The organism is Bradyrhizobium sp. 139 (assembly GCF_023074175.1).
In the GTDB taxonomy this organism is placed as follows: Bacteria; Pseudomonadota; Alphaproteobacteria; order Rhizobiales; family Xanthobacteraceae; genus Bradyrhizobium.
The window spans coordinates 46,008-62,357 of sequence record NZ_JADPKS010000104.1 but is presented as its reverse complement, the minus strand read 5'-3'; the positions used below and the strand labels follow the sequence as shown (position 1 = coordinate 62,357).

Below are 16,350 nucleotides of genomic sequence, written 5' to 3'. Positions count from 1 at the left end.
GCTCCTTGAGCCGCTTGAACGGCAGGCTTCCGCCGCCGCGGAAGGGATGCTTGGTCGCGAGCCTCTTGTCCGGAGGTCTCTTGTTCGACGCGGCGTCCTGCCTGTTCACATGCCGTAGAAGATCTTGATCTCCCACAGCACCACGATGATGGCCGTGATCAACGTGACCGCAGCCAACGCACTTTCCAGGGAAGCGACTCTCATTTCATACTCCGCTTCCCAGCCCCGCCAGCGGTTTAGTTGATTCCCTGATTCGCCCGCAATTGCGCGACCATCGCGGGCGCAAACTCGGTTGCATGCTGTTGTTCGGCGGCCACAACGACCCCGTAAAATCCCGGGGTGTTCATCCCACCATCCGGTCCCGTCCGCTCCAGAAGCCTGCGCGCAGCACCTTCTTGTCGACCTTGCCCACGCCGGTCATCGGCAGCTGCTTGACGAACTGGATCTGCTTCGGCGCATGCGCCGAGCCTTTTCGCGTTTTCACCAGATTGATCAGCTCATCGGCATCAGGCTTTGCGCCCTCGCGCGGCTCGACGACGGCGATGACGGCTTCGCCCCATTTCTCGTCGGGAATGCCGACGACCGCGACCATCGCAACATCCGCGTGTTGCGACAGCACGTCCTCGACCTCGCGCGGAAAAATATTGAAGCCGCCGGAGACGATCATGTCCTTCTTGCGGTCGAGGATGAACATGTAGCCGCGCTCGTCCTTGCGCGCGATGTCGCCGGTGTGGACCCAGCCATTCTTCAGCGTCTCGGCAGTAATGTCTGGCCGCTTCCAGTATTCGGCCATGACATGCGGGGCGCGCACGCAGATTTCGCCGGCTTCGCCCGTCTTCACGTCCTGGTCGTTGTCGTCGAGAATCCTGACCTCGCAGGCTGAGATCGGGAAGCCGCAGGACAGGAACAGCTCCGGCGTTTTCGGATCATGATCTGCCTTGCGCAGCACCGAGACCGGATAGCATTCGGTCTGGCCGTAGAGTTGCGAGAACACCGGCCCGATTCGCTCGATCCCCTCGATCAGTCGGCTCGGCGACATCGCGGAGGCGCCATAGAGCACGAGCTCGAGTGAGGAGAGATCGGTCTTGCCCAAAGCGGGATGGTCGAGCAGCACATAGATCATGGTCGGCACGAACAACGTGAAATTGATGCGCTCGCGCGCGATCGTTGCCAGCACGGCCTCGGGATCGAAACCTTTCAGCATGTGCACGGTGCCGCCGCGCATCAGCGTCGGCAGCACCTTTGTGCCCGCGACATGGCTGATCGGGGCGACCGTCAGATAGCGCGCGGCCTCGGGAATTTCGAAGTCGGCGAGGATCGCGCCGGCGGCCCCGCTGTTTTCGCGGTGGTAGCGCAGCGCGCCCTTGGATTTGCCGGTCGTGCCGCCGGTGTAGTTCAGCGTGGCGAGATCGTCAGGGCCGGCGAGGCATAGCGCGCTGGCATGACCTTCGATCTCGATCGCCTGCAACAGGTCGATGCCGTAGTCGGCCGGTCCCATGGTGAAGACCGCCTTGAGCCGGTCCGCCTGCGCGGCGAGTTCGCCGCCGCGCTCGCGGAAGGCTGCCGCATCGACCACCAGCATTTCGGCCTCGGAATCCTCGAGCTGGAACAGCTGGTCCCCTCGCGATCCCAGAGGATGCAGCCAGGTGATGCAGAGCCGGGATAATTGCGCGGCGACACCGGCGCACCAGGTGTCGGCGCGATTGGCGGTGAGAAATGCGACGCGCGCGCCGGGCTGCAATCCAAGCCGCATGAACACGCCCTGGATGCGTCCGATCAGGTCGAGGGTGTCCTGATAGCTCAGCGATCCGCCGGGCCAGGCGAAAGCGATGCGGCCGGGATAGCGCGACAGCGCCCGTAGCGTCTGCGCACAAGCCGGGGACGATGCGTGGAGCAGATTGGACATTTGTTTCCTCGTTGCTTTGTCATCGGCTTCTGACGTGCCAATGTTGCGTGCAACGCTAGCACAGAGAATGCGGGATGGAACGACGAAGCCAGCACAAGAAGGCTTGAGTGAAAGAGAGGCTCGAGTGAAGGAGAGGCTTGGGTGACGTCCGATCGACTGCAACACTTCCGCGATCGTCTCAGCCTGCCTTTGATCGCGGCGCCGATGTTTCTGGTGTCGGGCGTCGAGCTCATGGCCGCTGCCTGCCGCAATGGTGTGATCGGCAGCTTCCCCACCGTGAATTGCCGCAGCACGGAACAACTCGATGCGTGGCTCACCGAGATCGAAACGCGGCTGCAGCAGCATGAGGATCAAGCCGGCCGCAAGGCCGCGCCGCTCTGTGCCAACCTGATCGTGCATCGCTCCAACGCGCGGCTGGAGCAGGATCTCGCCGTGCTGCTGCGACACCAGCCGGAGATCGTCATCACCTCTGTCGGATCGCCCGCGCCGGTGTTGAAGCCGCTGCATGATGCCGGCGCGCTGGTGCTGGCGGACGTTGCCTCGATCCGCCATGCCGAGCGCGCGGCGGAAGCCGGCGCCGACGGGCTCGTGCTGCTCACGGCGGGCGCAGGCGGGCAGACCGGCTGGCTCAATCCGTTCGCCTTCGTCCGCGCGGTGCGCGCGTTCTTTGACGGCATCATCGTGCTCGCCGGAGGCATCAGCGACGGACGCGCGCTGCATGCGGCCGAAGTGCTCGGCTGCGATCTCGCTTACATGGGCACGAAGTTCATCGCGACGCGCGAGAGCATGGCGGACGAGCGCCACAAGGACATGCTGGTCGGGAGCAGTGCCGACGACATCTTGCTCACCACCGCGTTCACGGGGTTGCAGACCAGCATGCTGAAGCCGTCGATCGTGGCTGCGGGCCTCGATCCCGACGATCTGCCGGCCCGTGGCACGATCGACATCGGCAAGGACATCGACGTCAACGCGCGCGAAAACCGCCCGAAACGCTGGCGCGATATCTGGAGCGGGGGACACTCGACATCGGGCGTGACCGAGGTGATGGCGGTGGACGATCTCGTTGCGCGGACGCTCGCCGAATATCGCGATGCGGGCGGCCGATAGGCGGCTCCCTTCACCTCGCCCGCTTGCGGGGAGAGGCAGAAGGAGGCGTCGTCGCTCCCGATCACAGTTAATCGAGCTCTCCGCCGCACCCCCGCACTTAACGGCAGATTAACCAACACCCGCCAAGAATCCCCTCACGGCCGCCAATCAGGACCGAGAGGGACAGGCGATGGACTTCGATTTTCTCAACAGCAGGACAGCCGCGACTCTGGACGAAATCCGGGTCCGCGTGGCCCATGCCCTGGCCCGTCATCCGCTGTGCCGCAACGTGCGCTTCGACATCCTCAGCGTCCCCCGCACCCGCCGGGGCGGCAACTGGACGGTGACGCTGCAATCGGTTGAGCCGCGCGCGGTCTGGGAGGCCTCCGAGATCGTCGCCGACATCCAGGATGCCTACGACCTGGCGCTAGCCGCCTGATCTTCTGGAGATTTCGGGCATGTCGCCGCAGTCCGCGCGATTGCCGTCGCAATTGCACGGTTAAGCCTTAATTACCGCCCAGTTTTCGGGCACTGATCACGTGGACTTGAAGCTGGGCGCGGAGAGACGTTTGTCCAAAGCCATCACCATCGTCGTGCTGACCTGTTTCCTCGTCCTCGGCGCCGCCACCACCGCAATTCTCGGTCGCGACAGCGTGCCCAGTGTGAGCGCCGAGATGATCACGCAGGCCCCGCCGAAGCCGCTCGCGTCCAACCGCGCCGCCAAGGCCGACCGGCTGGTTCCGACGCTGGCGCTGGCTTCGGCCGCGATCGAGCCGGTGCGGGTGCCCGCCGACAAGCTTTCGCAGGCGCCGCTGCTGACCGAGCCCCTGCGCCAGGCCTTTGCCGCCGCCACGCCGTCCGACTTTCCGATGCCCAAGGCGAGCGTGAACGAGGCCCCAGCCGCCGCAGAGGCTCCGGCTGTCGAAGCTCCGGCCAAGCCGAAAGTCATCGCAAAGCCGCAGCCGCAGAAATCCTATTCACTGCTCTCCGACGTGCAGATCGCGGGCATCAGGGATCGTCTGAAGCTGTCGTCGTCGCAGGAATATTATTGGCCCTCGGTCGAGACCGCGCTGCGCAATGTTGTCCGCAAGATCTCGGCAAACAAGCTCTCCAATCCGAACGGGCCAAGCGTGCCGATCGATCCGAATTGCGACGAGGTCCAGCAGTTGAAGTCGGCGGCGATGCCGCTCTTGTTCCAGCTGCGTGACGACCAGAAAGAAGAAGTGCGCAAGCTCGCCCGCATCATCGGGCTGGAGAAGGTCGCGCAGCAGATCTGACGTGTAAGTTCCAGCGGGAACTGCGCCTTATCAGGAACATCCGGCAATCGACAAGCGTTGCCCGCTCCAAACAGGGAGTGGACCGATGCGCGCCTCGACAGCCTATTTCGTCGGTGCCGGAACGATCGTCGCCGCCATCGCCATTGGTCTCGGCGGCGGCATCGTCGCCGGCAACATCATGAATCCGGTCGCGCCCAAGCAGGGGCCTGATACGAGCAAGATGGCGCAGCGCGCCGATGCCGCCAAACCGGCGACGACGGACGCGCCATCCGAGCGCCTGCAATATCTCACCGGCTCGCAAGCCTTCGGCGCGATGATCGCCGCGCCGGTACAGGCCGAAGCCAGGCCTGAAGCTGCAAAGCCCGAGACGCAGACCACCCAGGCGAATGCTGAACCGCCAGCGCCACAGCCTTCGCAAGCGGCCGCGGTGGAGCCGCCCAAGTCGGCGCCGGCATCGCCCGCGCCAACCGATCGGCAAGCGTCGACAGAGCAGTCATCCTCACCCGACAACGCCTATGCCAAGGCGAGGGATTCCGAGGTAAAGCGTGCCGCGTCCGAACGACGCCGGGCGGAGCGCCGCGAGCGCTGGGCCGAGCGCCGCCACTACGATTTCCGGGAGCCGCGCGGGATGCGCGACCGCACCGATTGGGACGACGTCGCGCGCAATATCCGCGAAGATTCCGATGCGCGCGATGTCGTCAGCCGGCCGCGCGGCGGCTTCCCGCAAATCAGGTTGTTCGGGCCTGACGACGATTAGGCACTATTGATCGCCTGTAGCGGAATGGATCCGGGTTCGCTCCGCTGGAGCGTCCCGGAATGATTGCCGGCTCACCCGCCGTGCGATTCCACCACCTTGCGGCAGGCGTCCGAGAGCTTCGTCTTGTTCTCGCGCAGGCAGGCGTTCATCTGCGGCGGCTTGCCGATATGTTCGGCGCAGAATTTGCCGGCGTCGCTGCGGCAGGCCATCTGCTCCTGCGGCGTCGGACCGGATTGCGCAGCGGCGGGCAGGATGGCGGCAGCGAGCAGCAGCGCGGCAAGAACTGAAGTCTTCATAAAGCACCTCTTTGGGCTTGTGATTGGTCCCGCTTGGTTCGGGTGAGCCGGACCATCTCGCGGCGGCCCGTTGCCGGTCCATGCCATGTTCATGGCATCGGCTCGCCCGCCGCACCCCCATCTTCATGGCATGTATCCGCGCGCCGTCTTTTGCCATTCAGGCTGGACGTCGGCTGCGAGACCCGGTGATTGCATCGGGGCGCCGAACGGGAAGCAGGAGAGCAAGATGTCGAAAAAATTGGGAGCGCTGAACGCCGGGCTGACGGTCATGATGCTCGCGGGTGCGGCGATCGTGTCGCTCGGCACGAGTCCGGCGCAGGCGGTGGTCTATTGCAAGACGGTTGGCGTGCCCAAGGGCTGCGTGGTGCGGCCGACCAGGGCGGTGGTGGTTGCGCCGGCCGCCGCGCTCGCGGTGGCGACGCCCGGGGTCGGCGCGCCCGGCGTAGGCGTTCGTGCGGGAACCCCGATGAATCGCGGAGGTCCGGTCAATCGTGTCGGCGTGCGCTGACGGCTCGTTCGATTGAGTTGATTGCATCGCTTCGGGCGAAAGGATGACTTGCGGACGCCCCCCGTCCTCCGCATGAACATAATCCGGCCCGTTCCCTCTCTCCGTGCGTCCCACACGTTCGGGGAGGGGGCTTTTCAACCCGCGGCGGCGTCGCTATCGGGAAAGATTTTCGGCAATTGCAGCCGTACGCGTGTACCCGAGGAATCCGAAGCCAGATCCAGCACCGCGCCGCAGCGCGCGGCGCGGCTTCGCATGTTGCGCAGACCCCGCGCGGTCTGGCCCGCGCTCGCGGCTTCGCCGTTGCCGGACACGGCAAAGCCCTTGCCGTCGTCCACAATGCTGATCATGCCGCACGGTCCGCAGCCATCTCCTTCGCCATCCCCATGGCCATCGTCGAGCGTCTCGATGGTAACAGTAATATGGCGCGCCTGCGCGTGCTTGACCGCGTTGGTCACGGCCTCGTCGAGGATACGCACGATCTGGATGACGTGCCATGGCCGCAGTTCAGGATGCAGCGGCAGACCCTGCGGCATCGCCACTTGCCATCCGAGTGCGATGTCGTGCGGCCGCAATTGTGCTGTCGCGCGCTCGCGCCAGGAGCCGAGCGCAAGCATCAGGTCGCCGCCGATATCGTCCATGGAATCGATGACGAGGCGCAGATCCTTCAACGCGGCGCGCGCCGCGTCCGTGATGCTCGCGCCCTCATGGCCGCGTTCGGACAGCGCGACGATACTGACGAGCTGGCCGCCGAGGCCATCATGGAGGTCGCGCATCAGCCGTGTGCGCTCGTTGGCGAGCGTCGCGGCCCGTGCACGTTCCTCCTCTCGGACGAAGCTCGCCTTCAGCCGTTCCTCGGCCTCGCGTACGCGCGTCACAAGCTGGTCGGCAAAGCCGTCGACCTGGTTCAGGGCGCGTGCAAAGCGCCAGGTCAGCCCGGCGCCGATCGCGACCAGCATCGCCGAATAGGACAAACGCGAGACGAAGGTGCGCTCGTTAGCTACGATCTCGAACACCGACAGCATGTCGTGGACCCAGCAAGTCAGCACGATGGTCACGGCGCAGCCGAGCGTGAAGCTTGCTGCGTCCTGCCTCCGCACCACCTGTGTTGCCGTGATGCTGGCCATCAGCAACAGACAGACACCGACCATGGGGATACCGAGGACCAGGAAGAGAATGCGCGGCAGCGGCGGCCCCCCTATCAGTCCGACCACGAACACCACGATGCCCGGCGCGAACAGCAGCGCGCCATAACGCGGCCAGCGCCAATCGAAGAACAGCAGGGCAAATACGACGATCAGCGCGCTCTCGACCGGCGCCGATGCCAGCAGGACCGCGGCAAGCCGCGACGTGTTGGCCGGCGGCAGCGGCGGTGGTACGAATGCCTGTACGACGCCAAGCACCATCGCCACCGCCAGCACGCCATAGACCGGCTCGTGGCGCCGCATCAGCCACATGATCGCGAGGATGACTGCGAGGATCGATTGCCAGGCGGAGAACGCCACAGGCAGCGTGACGAACAGCAGCGTGCGTGTTTCGTAGGACGGGCGCAGGGCAGCGTCCGGCCCGACATAGACGGTGTCGAGAAAGCCCTTCAGCGGTCCCCAGACGAACAGCCGCACCATGATCTCGTTGTTGCCGTCATGCAGCAGCGAGGCGGGGATGAGCGCGATCTGCGGTGTGTTGCGGTCTGGCCGGTTGGCGTTGGCATCGCGACGGGAGTCGAGCACGACGACGCCGTTGACGGCGACCTCCACCGCGTTGCTGAAGCGCGGCAGGAATACGGACCATCCGGACGCCGCATCGCCGCGCCGGAACGTGAAGGCCCCGGTGTAGAGCGGAGGATCGGCAAGCGAATAACGCGACGACGTGAAATGCGGCAGCGTCACGGGACGGCTTGCGCCGTCCTCCCGTAGCGAAAATCCGCCCAGCGCAAAATCTTCGGGGTCGCTGGGCTGGAGCAGCCGGAGCCCGAGGATGGTGGCGATCACGATCAAGACCTGGAGCAGCAGATAAGGCACGAGGCGCGCCGCGATCAGCGAGCGCCTGGAGCGCGTTGGCGCCTTCGCCGCAATCTCGCTCACAGCTTGATCAGGCCCTGCTGCACCGCCTCGAACACCGCCTCGCTGCGCGTGTGCACTTCGAGCTTGCGATAGATGTTCTTGATGTGGCCGGGCACGGTCTGCCTGGACAGACCGAGATGGCTCGCGATCTCGGCGTAGCTGAAACCTTTTGCGATGCCCCAGAGGATATCGATCTCGCGTGGGGTCAATCTTGCGGTGTTGAGCGGGGGACCCGGCGGCGGCTCGGCCAAATTTTGTGCGGCACCTTGCGTTCTGCGCACGATGAAACGGGCGATCGAAGCCGAGATCGGCGAATGGCCGGCGACCAGATCGCGCACAGTGGTGGCGATGTCGGTCGGAAAGGCATCCTTCAAGAGATAACCGGTAGCGCCGACCGTGATTGCCGAGATCACGCTTTCCTCGTCCCCGAGCGCGGAGATCACCATGATCTCGGTATCGGGAAAGCGCTGCCGGGTCTCGCGGATCAGCTCGATGCCGTGGCCGTCGGGCAGCCGCAGATCGGTCAGCAGCACGCGCGGTGCCCTGCCGTTGAGGGCCTGGCGCGCCTCACTGAGCGTGCCTGCGCTGCGCACCTCGTAGCCGGCCTTGACCAGCGCATCCTGCAGCCGCCAGCAGGTCGGCGCGTCGTCCTCGACGAGAAGAATGGTGATGGCTTCACCCGCCTCGCCCTGTTCGCTCATGTTCATCGTCCCGCACCGCGTGTCCGCCGCGGCGCAGGCCAAGCTTAGCCGCGGCGCGGGCGCCGTGACACCCATAATCATGGGGGCCGCAATGGCCTCCCCCACGCAATCGTCGCCGGGGCGTTGCTAGTCGGCCGGAGCCGGAGCCGGAATCCGCTGGACCCGGATTGTCGCCGTGCCGCTGTTGTTGTTGTAGAACTGGACCCGCGGCCCCTGGAGTGGGACGAGCCAGCGCGGCGCGAACCGCAATGGAACGATTTGCGGGAAGAACTGGACGGCGTCATTCACGTAGAAGAACAGCTCGCCGGACTCGGGAGCGACGAACTCCGCGACAAGCAGATCGGACAATCCCTGGCGGCGCCATAGCGCGCGTGCCGCCGGCAGCGCCTCGGCCGGCATCGGCTCGAAATCTCCGAACGGACGCCAGACCCGCCTCAATTCGCTGTCTTGCTTGTCGAACTCCTCGGAGTCCTCGACACGGATGGGGTAGTTGTCCCTGGTGTTGTCCTCATATGTCGGCACCGTCGCGTTGACCCGACGCGGCAGTTCGTCCGCCGGGGATCCATTGACGGCTTGCAGCGGCATATCGTTCGATCCTCTGGCGCCCACCCGCACGATTGGCTGGAACCAGTCCGCGCCGTAGAGCCGCAGGATCGGCACGGCCGAGCGATGGGTCGGATCCGGCGGGGTCTTGAATCCGTTCAGACCGGTCATGATGGTGCGGTCGAACCACGGATCGGCCATTTGAATCCAGACGCGATATTTGCGTCCCTTCTCGACCGCGAGGTGGCTTGGCCAGCAAAAATCGCTGACGTTGAATAGTTCGCCGTCACGGGCCGCAAGCGGCATGTCGCTGACTGCACGCGTGGATGCGCTGCTCGTGCAAACGTCCCCGATGCCTTCGCGCCAGCTGAGATAACCGCGGGACGTCAGCAGCAGGGCGGAGCCGAAGATGGCAACGAGGAAAATGCCCGGCAGCAGGATGTTGGTGAATGCCATGCGTACCGGCCACGCATGCAGCCGCATCCAGCGTCCGATCGCGAGCAGCCAGCCCGATTGGCTCGCTCGGTCTCTGGAGGCCTTCCGGTCGGGCCTGTACCAGGCCAGTCGCGCCCGCTCCTGAATGCTGTCGCGCAGCGCCGCATTCCTGTTCCAGGCGATGAGTATGACAACGACAAGAACCGTAGTCAGGAAGGGATAGTAGAGTGCGATGGCAAGCCACGGCCCCGCATAGGATGGCAGAACGCTCGCGAGGAGATCTGCGAACGGCTTGACGATCGTGCCCGTGCCGTTGTCGAACGCCGTGACCCATCTGAGCAGGACTGTGTCTTCGAGACCGTGCTCCTTGGACGAGCCTACCACCGTCCGCGCGATCCATGGCCATGCGACCAATGTGCCGAGCGCGATGACGAGCGAGAAATAGGCCACGCGGCGCCACCAGACGGTATCGAGCACCCGTCCGGCCATCTCGGCATCGGGCGGGCTCATCGCCGTGAATGCATCGGCTTCTGCCGCCTTTTGCCGATCCCCGGTTCTCGCCGCGTAGGCCGACTTCATGGCCTTGCGCGTCTCATCTCTCGTGAGCGGCAACACCTCTCCGCTCGGCAGCAGCACCCTGGCATTTGCCGGAAGCATCAGCGGTGCGTAATTGTCGCATCCGTGCAACATGCGTTCGACGACGGCGAAATGCACCACCGGCGATCCGCCATCTTCCTTGCGGTCCGCGATCGGCCGCGGGCCGTAGCGATACAGCGCCGCCGCGCCGCTGCGTGAATCGTGCATCGGCCCGATCGCCGACCGGGATTCGCGGAAATGCTCGATCGTGCCGTCCTGGAAACGGAGCTGGCCGCCGAACTGTTCGGTCATCCAGACCAGAGGTACGAAAGACAGCGTGGATTCCGGATAGCCGCCGCCGACGTCGGAATGGACTCCTGCGAACCACACCTCCTTGACGACCTGCCCCTGCGGAAGATCGCGCTGGTCGATCCGCAGCGGGTGGAAAGTGGTTCGTTCGTCGTCGAGCGCGAGCGCATGGCAGGCGTGCTTGACCGTCTTCGACAGCCGGTGATTGCGAAAGGAGATCGGCCAGATTGCCCAATCGATCGCGAGGCGCAGCTCCTCGATCGGGACGCCGAAGGCCTCGACCGTATCGAACAGTCCGAGGAATTCGATCTCGATCTGTTTGCGGCCGTCCATTGCCTTGCGGACCTTGGCATAGGAGCGATGTCGAAGGACGAGGTGATAGAGGTAGATCAGGACGTCGCGGATCCAGCGGACGATCCAGATCGTCGGCAGGCTGCGATAGCCGATCGACTCTTTGCGATATTCCCGCCAGGCAGCCATCGTGTTGCGCTGCATTTCCGCATGCGACACCGCAACTTTGTCAACCACCGCAGGCACGAGGCCCTGGCTTGCGATCATCGACGCCAGCGTGCGCGCAGTGAAGGCTCCGCGGCTGAAGCCGAAGATGTAGATTTCGTCGCCGGGACGCCAATTCCAGCACAGGAAGCGGTACAGCTTGCGGACATTGGAGGGCACGCCGATGCCGGTGGCGCCGTCGAGCGCGGCGAGCGGCGCCCAGCCGGCGGTGCCGACGCCCTTGATGTAGTAGGCGATCTGGTCTGGCTGGGTGTGGTCGAGGGCTTCGTAGAGACGCCAGACGCTGGATTCCTGGGTGGTGAACGCGTTGCCCGTGCCGTCGGCGAACAACACCAGCTTGCGCTTCGACGGGGTGGTGGCGGTCCCGTCGGCGCTTACATCGTCATCCGTCTGTTTGGGTCTGGCAGAATCGACATTCTGCACGCCATCATGGTGCGTCATGGGCCCCTCCGGCAATCGACGGTGAAGCGCTTCAGGCTGGAGCCGGGCAGCACTCCCCGGATTCGATCAATGGTCGCGTCATGAAATGCAGGTGCATTCTGCACACAATCCCGCTGAGGTAGCAAGCGCCATTGCGCCGCCACGGGACGACGTGGGATGAAGGCATGCGGACCCGTGCTGGGTTACGCTGACTCACCCTACGAAATCTCCACCCGTGGCGGTGGATAGCGCCGCGCCAGCGTCGACATCGACAGATGCCGCTCTTCCTCCGGCAGCGCCAGATAGGCGAGCACGAGCGAACGTTTCCAGCCGCCGACGCCGAAATCCATCGCCGTCCATTTCTGCGGTTCGGGGCCCTCGAGGCCCCGAACCCAGACGAAATAGCGGGGGAGGTCGTTTGCCGACGCTACCGTCGTGCGTCTCCGGGCCATCAAAGCTGCTCACTGCTTCAACACGCGTTGCTGCAGGATATAGGTACTGGCGCGGCGAAATCGAACCCGTCGCGGGAGGCTCGCGCCGGGACGCACGCGGCCCTCTACCGGCGACATCTCTCCGGCCGGCGGATGCGAGCCGTACGGCCGTACGCGTTCGTCATTGCCAGAGTTCGCAGGTCGCAACCCGATTGATATCGGCGAGCCGCCGGCTGGAGTCGCCCTTGAGATCGAGGCTTGCGACCAGCGTCATCAGGCGATGATAGGCGCCGTCAGCGACCTCGACGGGCAGCGGGGCCTCGTCGAACGTCTCGATATAGCTGCCGACGAGACCGCTCAACAAACGGCACAGGCCGCGCTGGGCGGGGTCGTCGCGGCCGAGCGTCTCGAGTTTTTGCTGGAAGATCCGGAAGGTCCGCAAACCGTGGTGCTGTTGCGAAAGCCACGCGTGCAGGTCGTTCATTTGAGCCTCTTCGGTGAGTGAAGAAGCTAACGGCTTATACAGTGGAGATGTGACGATTGCCAGAGAGGGGAAGAATGCGGAGCCGGTCCGCTTTCGCCAAGGCTTCGGCGCGACAGCTTTCGCTGCTTCGCTCGGATCGTGCCTGGCTTGCCGAGCCGTAGCTCGCGAAGCTTGGTGCCCCTGGCCGGAATCGAACCAGCACTCCTTGCGGAACTCGATTTTGAGTCGAGCGCGTCTACCAGTTCCGCCACAGGGGCCCTCGGTCGGCCCTCAAACGGACGGCGTCGCGAAGCCGGCGGACTATAGCCATGGACAATGCGGGGTCAACCCGCGCCAAAGTGATGTCAGCCGTTCTCGACAGCCGCATGGGCCGGCGCTAGAGCCTTAAGGCCACGTCCCATCCGAAAGAGGCTGCCGTGACGACCCAGAGTGCCGCAACACCTGCGTTCAGGCCGGCTGCGAGCGGCCCCGCGCTGACCGCCTCGCTCGCGGTCGCGCTGATCGCCGCAGTGACGATCGCAGGTGCCTGGTTCTTCCAACTCGTGCTCGAGATCCTGCCCTGTCCGCTCTGCCTGGAGCAGCGCTACGCCTATTATGTCGCGATCCCGCTCGGCGCGCTCACGGCCCTTGCGGCGAGAGGCGGCGCGCCGCGGCCGTTGCTGCTCGCCGGGCTTGCGATCATCGCGCTGCTGACGCTCGCCAATGCCGGGCTCGGCACCTATCACTCCGGCGTCGAATGGGGATTCTGGAAGGGGCCGACCGATTGCTCCGGCCCCGTGGTCAATCTCGGCAACGCCACTGATCTGCTGTCGCGGCTCGACACCGTGAAGGTGGTCCGCTGCGACGAGGTGCAATGGCGCTTCCTCGGTCTCTCGCTCGCCGGCTACAACGTGCTGATCTCGCTGCTCATGGCCGCGATCGCCGCGTGGGGATTTGTGACGACGGCGAAGCGCTCGTAGCTGCCGTAGGGTGGGCAAGGCGAAGCGTGCCCACCAATTCCAGCAATACTGCGGATGCATGGTGGGCACGGCGCGAACGCGCCTTTGCCCACCCTACGAGAGCTGCATCCCATCAATCATCCACATCGTCCTGCGTGCGCCCGAACAAATGCACGATGCCCGGGGTCGCGATCGTCACGAATACGAAGCGCGACAGATGATGGGCGCCGACGAAGATCGGGTCGATGTGCAGCGTCAGCGCCAGCGCCAGCATCGCGTCCATTGCGCCCGGCGCAAAGGCGACGACGACGTCCGAGAATTTCACCTGCGTGGTGAGCGCGACGATGCCGACGAAGACGGCGGAGACGCCGATCGCCACGGCAAATGAGCCCAGCGCCGCATTAATGTGGCCGGCGAGCGTCTTGATCCGCATCCGCGCGAAACGGCTGCCGATTAGTGCGCCGATGCCGATCAGCGCCACGCCGCGTCCCCAGTTCGGCAGGCCACCCTCGACCCAGCCTGCGCCATGCAGCACGCTGGAGGCGATCATCGCGCCGAACATCCAGCTCGCCGGAAATCTGACCAGCCGCAAGAGCAGCGCCGCGGCCAGCGAGGCCGCGACCAGTTCGACGAGGTCAAGCGGCGAGGCGATCGTCGCGGTCAGCGACGGCGCGGCGGACGGCGCGACACCGGCCAGTGCCAGCACCATCGGCAGCGCCGCGGTGAGGATGATGACGCGCATGGTCTGCACCACCGCGATGCCGGGCAGGTCGGCGCCGCGCTCGACCGCCAAAATCGTGATTTGCGACAGTGCGCCGGGGCTGCCGGCGAGGAAGGCCGAGGTGCGGTCCCAGCCATGGATGCGCTGGAGGTAATAGCTCGAGCCGAAGGTCGAGCAGAAGGTGGCGAGCGCAAGCAGCCCGATGGTGAGAGGATAGGCGCCGACCTGTTGAAGCAGATGGCGCGAGACGACCGAGCCCAGTGAGATGCCGAGCAGCACCAGCACGGTCTGGGTCAGGATCGGCGGCAACGCCAGCTGGCGGCCGGCGATCGCGGCGATCCCGACCGCGATCATCGAGCCCGAGATCAGTCCGCCGGGAAGTCCGGCGACCAGAAACACGAGGCCTCCGGCGGTACCGATGACAAGCGTCTCCACCGTGCTCAGGATCGTGGCACGGCTTGGCCGTTCGAACGGCAGGGAGGTGGTGATTTGCTTCACGCCACCTTATCGCAAATCAGCGAGAGGCGCACAATTGCGGCCACGTCATGCCGCAATGCGCGCGCCTCGCGCCGAGGCCGAGAGGAGGATCGTGACGGATTTACTTCTTGTCTGCGGCGGGAGCGGCAGTGCCGGCCTTCGCGGTCTTGATGCACTCGGAGCGGAATTTCTTGCGCTCCTTGCCGTGCAGGCCCTTGGCGTCGGCCTGCTTGGAGCATTCGAGCGACTCGGCCGAGTGCTCCTTCGGCGCCTTCTTGTCCGTGGGGGCGGCGGTTGTGGTCTTGGTATCGGCCTTGGGAGCCGGTGCAGCGGTCTGGGCGAAAGCGGGGCCGGTTGCGAGCAGGGAGGCGAGGGCGACGGCGGCGAGGCGGGACGCGAGGGTCATGATGTTGCACTCTTCTTGCGAGAATTGTGAAGGGCGCGAAGGTCGGCTCGCGTTGCTGAACGCGACATGAATAATGCGAACGGCCGGATGACTATATTTTCGCTGCGAACGCCATCGCTCCTTGTCGGAAGCCGCGAGCACGCTAGGATAGCAATCCTCGTTTCACTTCCGTCGGGACAGACCAAGGAGGAGGATCCAAGATGACCATTCAATCGAAATTGTTGTGTGCTGTTGCGGTGTCGGGATTTGCCGCGCTGGTGGCGAGCGCGCCGGCACAGGCGCTGACCTCGCAGGAATGCAGCGCGAAATATCAGGCCGCCAAGAAGGACGGCTCGCTCGGCACCATGAAGTGGAATGACTTCCGCAAGGCCCAGTGCGGTGCAGATGCAACGCCCGCCGCTGCGCCGACCGCAGCTGCTCCGGCAGCGCCCGCGGCTCCCGCCGAGCCGAAGCAGGCGAAGAAGGAGGCGGCCCCCGCTGTCGCCCCGGCGCCAACCCTGCCGGCCGGTCCCGCGATCTATCCGAACGCGGTCGACCCGAAATACGCCAAGGAGACCGCCGGCAAGGCGCGCCTCCACACCTGCGTCGACCAGTACAACGCCAACAAGACCACCAACGGCAATGGCGGTATGAAGTGGATCGAGAAGGGCGGCGGCTACTACAGCGAGTGCAACAAGAAGCTGAAGGGCGCCGCCTGAGCTTCGAATTGACAGGATGGCCGGAGCAAAGCTCCGGCCATTTCGCCTAATCCAACAGCTTCTCGGCCGACCTCGCCACGAGCTGCGAGCGTTTGCGCGGACCGCGCTCGACGAACAGCAAACTCTGGCCGAAGATGAAGCAATAGAACAGGAAGGCCTGCGCCTCGGCCGCCTCGGCCTCGAGGCCGGTCGCGCGATAGAGCTCGGCGACGTGCTTCAGCCGCGCCGCGTCCACGCTCGCGACCGCCGTCGCCGCGGTTTCGTCCGAACGAGCCCATTGCCGGATCGCGAGCTCGATTGCGATGCCCTCCGGATTGAGCCGCTCGGAATAGAGCTGGATCACCGCCTTCAGCCGCTCGCGAGGCGCTTGCCCGTCGAGACTCGTCTGCTGCGCGATCGACGCCGCGCGTCCCTCGCGCCAGCGTTCCAGCATGGCATCGAGCAGCGCGGCGCGGTCGGCGAAGCGGCGGTAGAAGCCCCCCTTGGTGACGCCGAGGTTCTTGGCGAGCACCTCGACCCGCACGCCCTCGACCCCCGAGCGGGCGAGCTCATTAAATCCTGCCTCGACCCAGACATCGCCCTTGCCGTCGCTCATGAAGAAAGCCTCGCCGGTCCTTGATACGGTGCCGTATTGCTAACGCAGTCGAGTCCTGATACGCTACCGTATCAACAATCAAAGAGCAGAAAAACGGCAGGAGGATTGCGATGCAGGAGGCGACCTATCGCGGCACCGTCTATCCATGGCAATACGATCACGTCGGCTACATGAACATCATGTGGTATGTCGCCGAGCCGGCCGAGGTCT

17 protein-coding genes, 1 tRNA gene and 1 pseudogene are annotated in these 16,350 nt (G+C 65.1%); 8 read left to right on the top strand and 11 right to left on the bottom strand.

Features of this window, described 5'->3' with window-relative positions:
- Nucleotides 1–343: 343 nt before the first annotated feature.
- Nucleotides 344–1,906, bottom strand: coding sequence for an AMP-binding protein (locus IVA80_RS23255; protein ID WP_247435782.1), 1,563 nt, complete (start codon nt 1,904–1,906; stop codon nt 344–346).
- A gap of 141 nt (nt 1,907–2,047) precedes the next feature.
- On the opposite strand from IVA80_RS23255, the gene IVA80_RS23250 reads away from it, so the two are divergent.
- The 4 genes from IVA80_RS23250 (at nt 2,048) to IVA80_RS23235 (ending at nt 5,026) form a co-directional block, all read left to right on the top strand.
- The gene (locus IVA80_RS23250) at nt 2,048–3,013 is read left to right on the top strand and encodes a nitronate monooxygenase (protein ID WP_247435779.1); all 966 of its coding nucleotides are present in this window, start codon (nt 2,048–2,050) and stop codon (nt 3,011–3,013) included.
- 169 nt (nt 3,014–3,182) lie between these two features.
- Entirely contained in the window at nt 3,183–3,431 is a 249-nt protein-coding gene (locus IVA80_RS23245; RefSeq protein WP_247435777.1) for a hypothetical protein, read from the top strand.
- Between the two features lie 130 nt (nt 3,432–3,561).
- Nucleotides 3,562–4,269 (top strand): hypothetical protein, encoded by a 708-nt coding sequence (locus IVA80_RS23240; RefSeq protein ID WP_247435774.1) that lies wholly within the window; start codon nt 3,562–3,564, stop codon nt 4,267–4,269.
- A gap of 85 nt (nt 4,270–4,354) precedes the next feature.
- On the top strand, nt 4,355–5,026 hold the full coding sequence (locus IVA80_RS23235; RefSeq protein ID WP_247435771.1) for a hypothetical protein: 672 nt from the start codon (nt 4,355–4,357) through the stop codon (nt 5,024–5,026).
- A gap of 71 nt (nt 5,027–5,097) precedes the next feature.
- Here IVA80_RS23235 and IVA80_RS23230 read toward each other — a convergent pair whose 3' ends face one another.
- Nucleotides 5,098–5,322 (bottom strand): cysteine rich repeat-containing protein, encoded by a 225-nt coding sequence (locus IVA80_RS23230; RefSeq protein ID WP_247313417.1) that lies wholly within the window; start codon nt 5,320–5,322, stop codon nt 5,098–5,100.
- A 226-nt stretch (nt 5,323–5,548) separates the two neighbouring features.
- On the opposite strand from IVA80_RS23230, the gene IVA80_RS23225 reads away from it, so the two are divergent.
- Complete coding sequence (locus IVA80_RS23225) at nt 5,549–5,830, top strand: hypothetical protein (RefSeq protein ID WP_247435769.1); 282 nt, start codon at nt 5,549–5,551, stop codon at nt 5,828–5,830.
- Nucleotides 5,831–5,964: 134 nt separating this feature from the next.
- Here IVA80_RS23225 and IVA80_RS23220 read toward each other — a convergent pair whose 3' ends face one another.
- From IVA80_RS23220 to IVA80_RS23195, 6 genes are all read right to left on the bottom strand, one after another.
- Nucleotides 5,965–7,911 (bottom strand): ATP-binding protein, encoded by a 1,947-nt coding sequence (locus tag IVA80_RS23220; protein ID WP_247435767.1) that lies wholly within the window; start codon nt 7,909–7,911, stop codon nt 5,965–5,967.
- A complete protein-coding gene (locus IVA80_RS23215; RefSeq protein ID WP_247435765.1) occupies nt 7,908–8,591 on the bottom strand; it encodes a response regulator transcription factor in 684 nt (227 codons plus the stop codon). Before IVA80_RS23215 ends, IVA80_RS23220 begins: the two co-directional genes overlap by 4 nt.
- Nucleotides 8,592–8,717: 126 nt before the next feature.
- A complete protein-coding gene (locus IVA80_RS23210; protein ID WP_247435763.1) occupies nt 8,718–11,411 on the bottom strand; it encodes a DUF2235 domain-containing protein in 2,694 nt (897 codons plus the stop codon).
- A 197-nt stretch (nt 11,412–11,608) separates the two neighbouring features.
- Nucleotides 11,609–11,842 (bottom strand): hypothetical protein, encoded by a 234-nt coding sequence (locus IVA80_RS23205; protein ID WP_247435761.1) that lies wholly within the window; start codon nt 11,840–11,842, stop codon nt 11,609–11,611.
- Between the two features lie 160 nt (nt 11,843–12,002).
- Nucleotides 12,003–12,305: a hypothetical protein gene (locus IVA80_RS23200; RefSeq protein WP_247435759.1), complete on the bottom strand. Its 303-nt coding sequence runs from the start codon at nt 12,303–12,305 to the stop codon at nt 12,003–12,005.
- Between the two features lie 172 nt (nt 12,306–12,477).
- Nucleotides 12,478–12,562 (bottom strand) — tRNA-Leu (locus tag IVA80_RS23195).
- A 159-nt stretch (nt 12,563–12,721) separates the two neighbouring features.
- Here IVA80_RS23195 and IVA80_RS23190 point away from each other — a divergent pair.
- The gene (locus IVA80_RS23190) at nt 12,722–13,264 is read left to right on the top strand and encodes a disulfide bond formation protein B (protein WP_247435757.1); all 543 of its coding nucleotides are present in this window, start codon (nt 12,722–12,724) and stop codon (nt 13,262–13,264) included.
- A gap of 112 nt (nt 13,265–13,376) precedes the next feature.
- Here the strand turns inward: IVA80_RS23190 and IVA80_RS23185 are convergent, their stop codons facing one another.
- Nucleotides 13,377–14,462: an AbrB family transcriptional regulator gene (locus IVA80_RS23185; RefSeq protein WP_247435754.1), complete on the bottom strand. Its 1,086-nt coding sequence runs from the start codon at nt 14,460–14,462 to the stop codon at nt 13,377–13,379.
- A gap of 100 nt (nt 14,463–14,562) precedes the next feature.
- Nucleotides 14,563–14,847 (bottom strand): PsiF family protein, encoded by a 285-nt coding sequence (locus IVA80_RS23180; protein ID WP_247435751.1) that lies wholly within the window; start codon nt 14,845–14,847, stop codon nt 14,563–14,565.
- A gap of 200 nt (nt 14,848–15,047) precedes the next feature.
- Between IVA80_RS23180 and IVA80_RS23175 the strand changes: the two genes are divergently transcribed.
- Nucleotides 15,048–15,545, top strand: a complete 498-nt coding sequence (locus IVA80_RS23175; RefSeq protein WP_247435748.1) for a hypothetical protein — start codon at nt 15,048–15,050, stop codon at nt 15,543–15,545.
- Nucleotides 15,546–15,591: 46 nt separating this feature from the next.
- Here IVA80_RS23175 and IVA80_RS23170 read toward each other — a convergent pair whose 3' ends face one another.
- The gene (locus tag IVA80_RS23170; RefSeq protein ID WP_247435745.1) at nt 15,592–16,140 is read right to left on the bottom strand and encodes a TetR/AcrR family transcriptional regulator; all 549 of its coding nucleotides are present in this window, start codon (nt 16,138–16,140) and stop codon (nt 15,592–15,594) included.
- Nucleotides 16,141–16,250: 110 nt separating this feature from the next.
- Here IVA80_RS23170 and IVA80_RS38655 point away from each other — a divergent pair.
- A pseudogene (locus IVA80_RS38655) lies at nt 16,251–16,337 on the top strand (thioesterase); the annotation flags it as partial.
- Between the last annotated feature and the right edge of the window lie 13 nt (nt 16,338–16,350).

Coding starts and splice junctions, on each gene's coding strand:
- IVA80_RS23255 (WP_247435782.1), bottom strand. CDS start 1,906: ATGTCCAATCTGCTCCACGCATCGTCCCCGGCTTGTGCGCAGACGCTA.
- IVA80_RS23205 (WP_247435761.1), bottom strand. CDS start 11,842: ATGGCCCGGAGACGCACGACGGTAGCGTCGGCAAACGACCTCCCCCGC.
- IVA80_RS23230 (WP_247313417.1), bottom strand. CDS start 5,322: ATGAAGACTTCAGTTCTTGCCGCGCTGCTGCTCGCTGCCGCCATCCTG.
- IVA80_RS23235 (WP_247435771.1), top strand. CDS start 4,355: ATGCGCGCCTCGACAGCCTATTTCGTCGGTGCCGGAACGATCGTCGCC.
- IVA80_RS23245 (WP_247435777.1), top strand. CDS start 3,183: ATGGACTTCGATTTTCTCAACAGCAGGACAGCCGCGACTCTGGACGAA.
- IVA80_RS23170 (WP_247435745.1), bottom strand. CDS start 16,140: ATGAGCGACGGCAAGGGCGATGTCTGGGTCGAGGCAGGATTTAATGAG.
- IVA80_RS23175 (WP_247435748.1), top strand. CDS start 15,048: ATGACCATTCAATCGAAATTGTTGTGTGCTGTTGCGGTGTCGGGATTT.
- IVA80_RS23180 (WP_247435751.1), bottom strand. CDS start 14,847: ATGACCCTCGCGTCCCGCCTCGCCGCCGTCGCCCTCGCCTCCCTGCTC.
- IVA80_RS23210 (WP_247435763.1), bottom strand. CDS start 11,411: ATGACGCACCATGATGGCGTGCAGAATGTCGATTCTGCCAGACCCAAA.
- IVA80_RS23215 (WP_247435765.1), bottom strand. CDS start 8,591: ATGAGCGAACAGGGCGAGGCGGGTGAAGCCATCACCATTCTTCTCGTC.
- IVA80_RS23225 (WP_247435769.1), top strand. CDS start 5,549: ATGTCGAAAAAATTGGGAGCGCTGAACGCCGGGCTGACGGTCATGATG.
- IVA80_RS23200 (WP_247435759.1), bottom strand. CDS start 12,305: ATGAACGACCTGCACGCGTGGCTTTCGCAACAGCACCACGGTTTGCGG.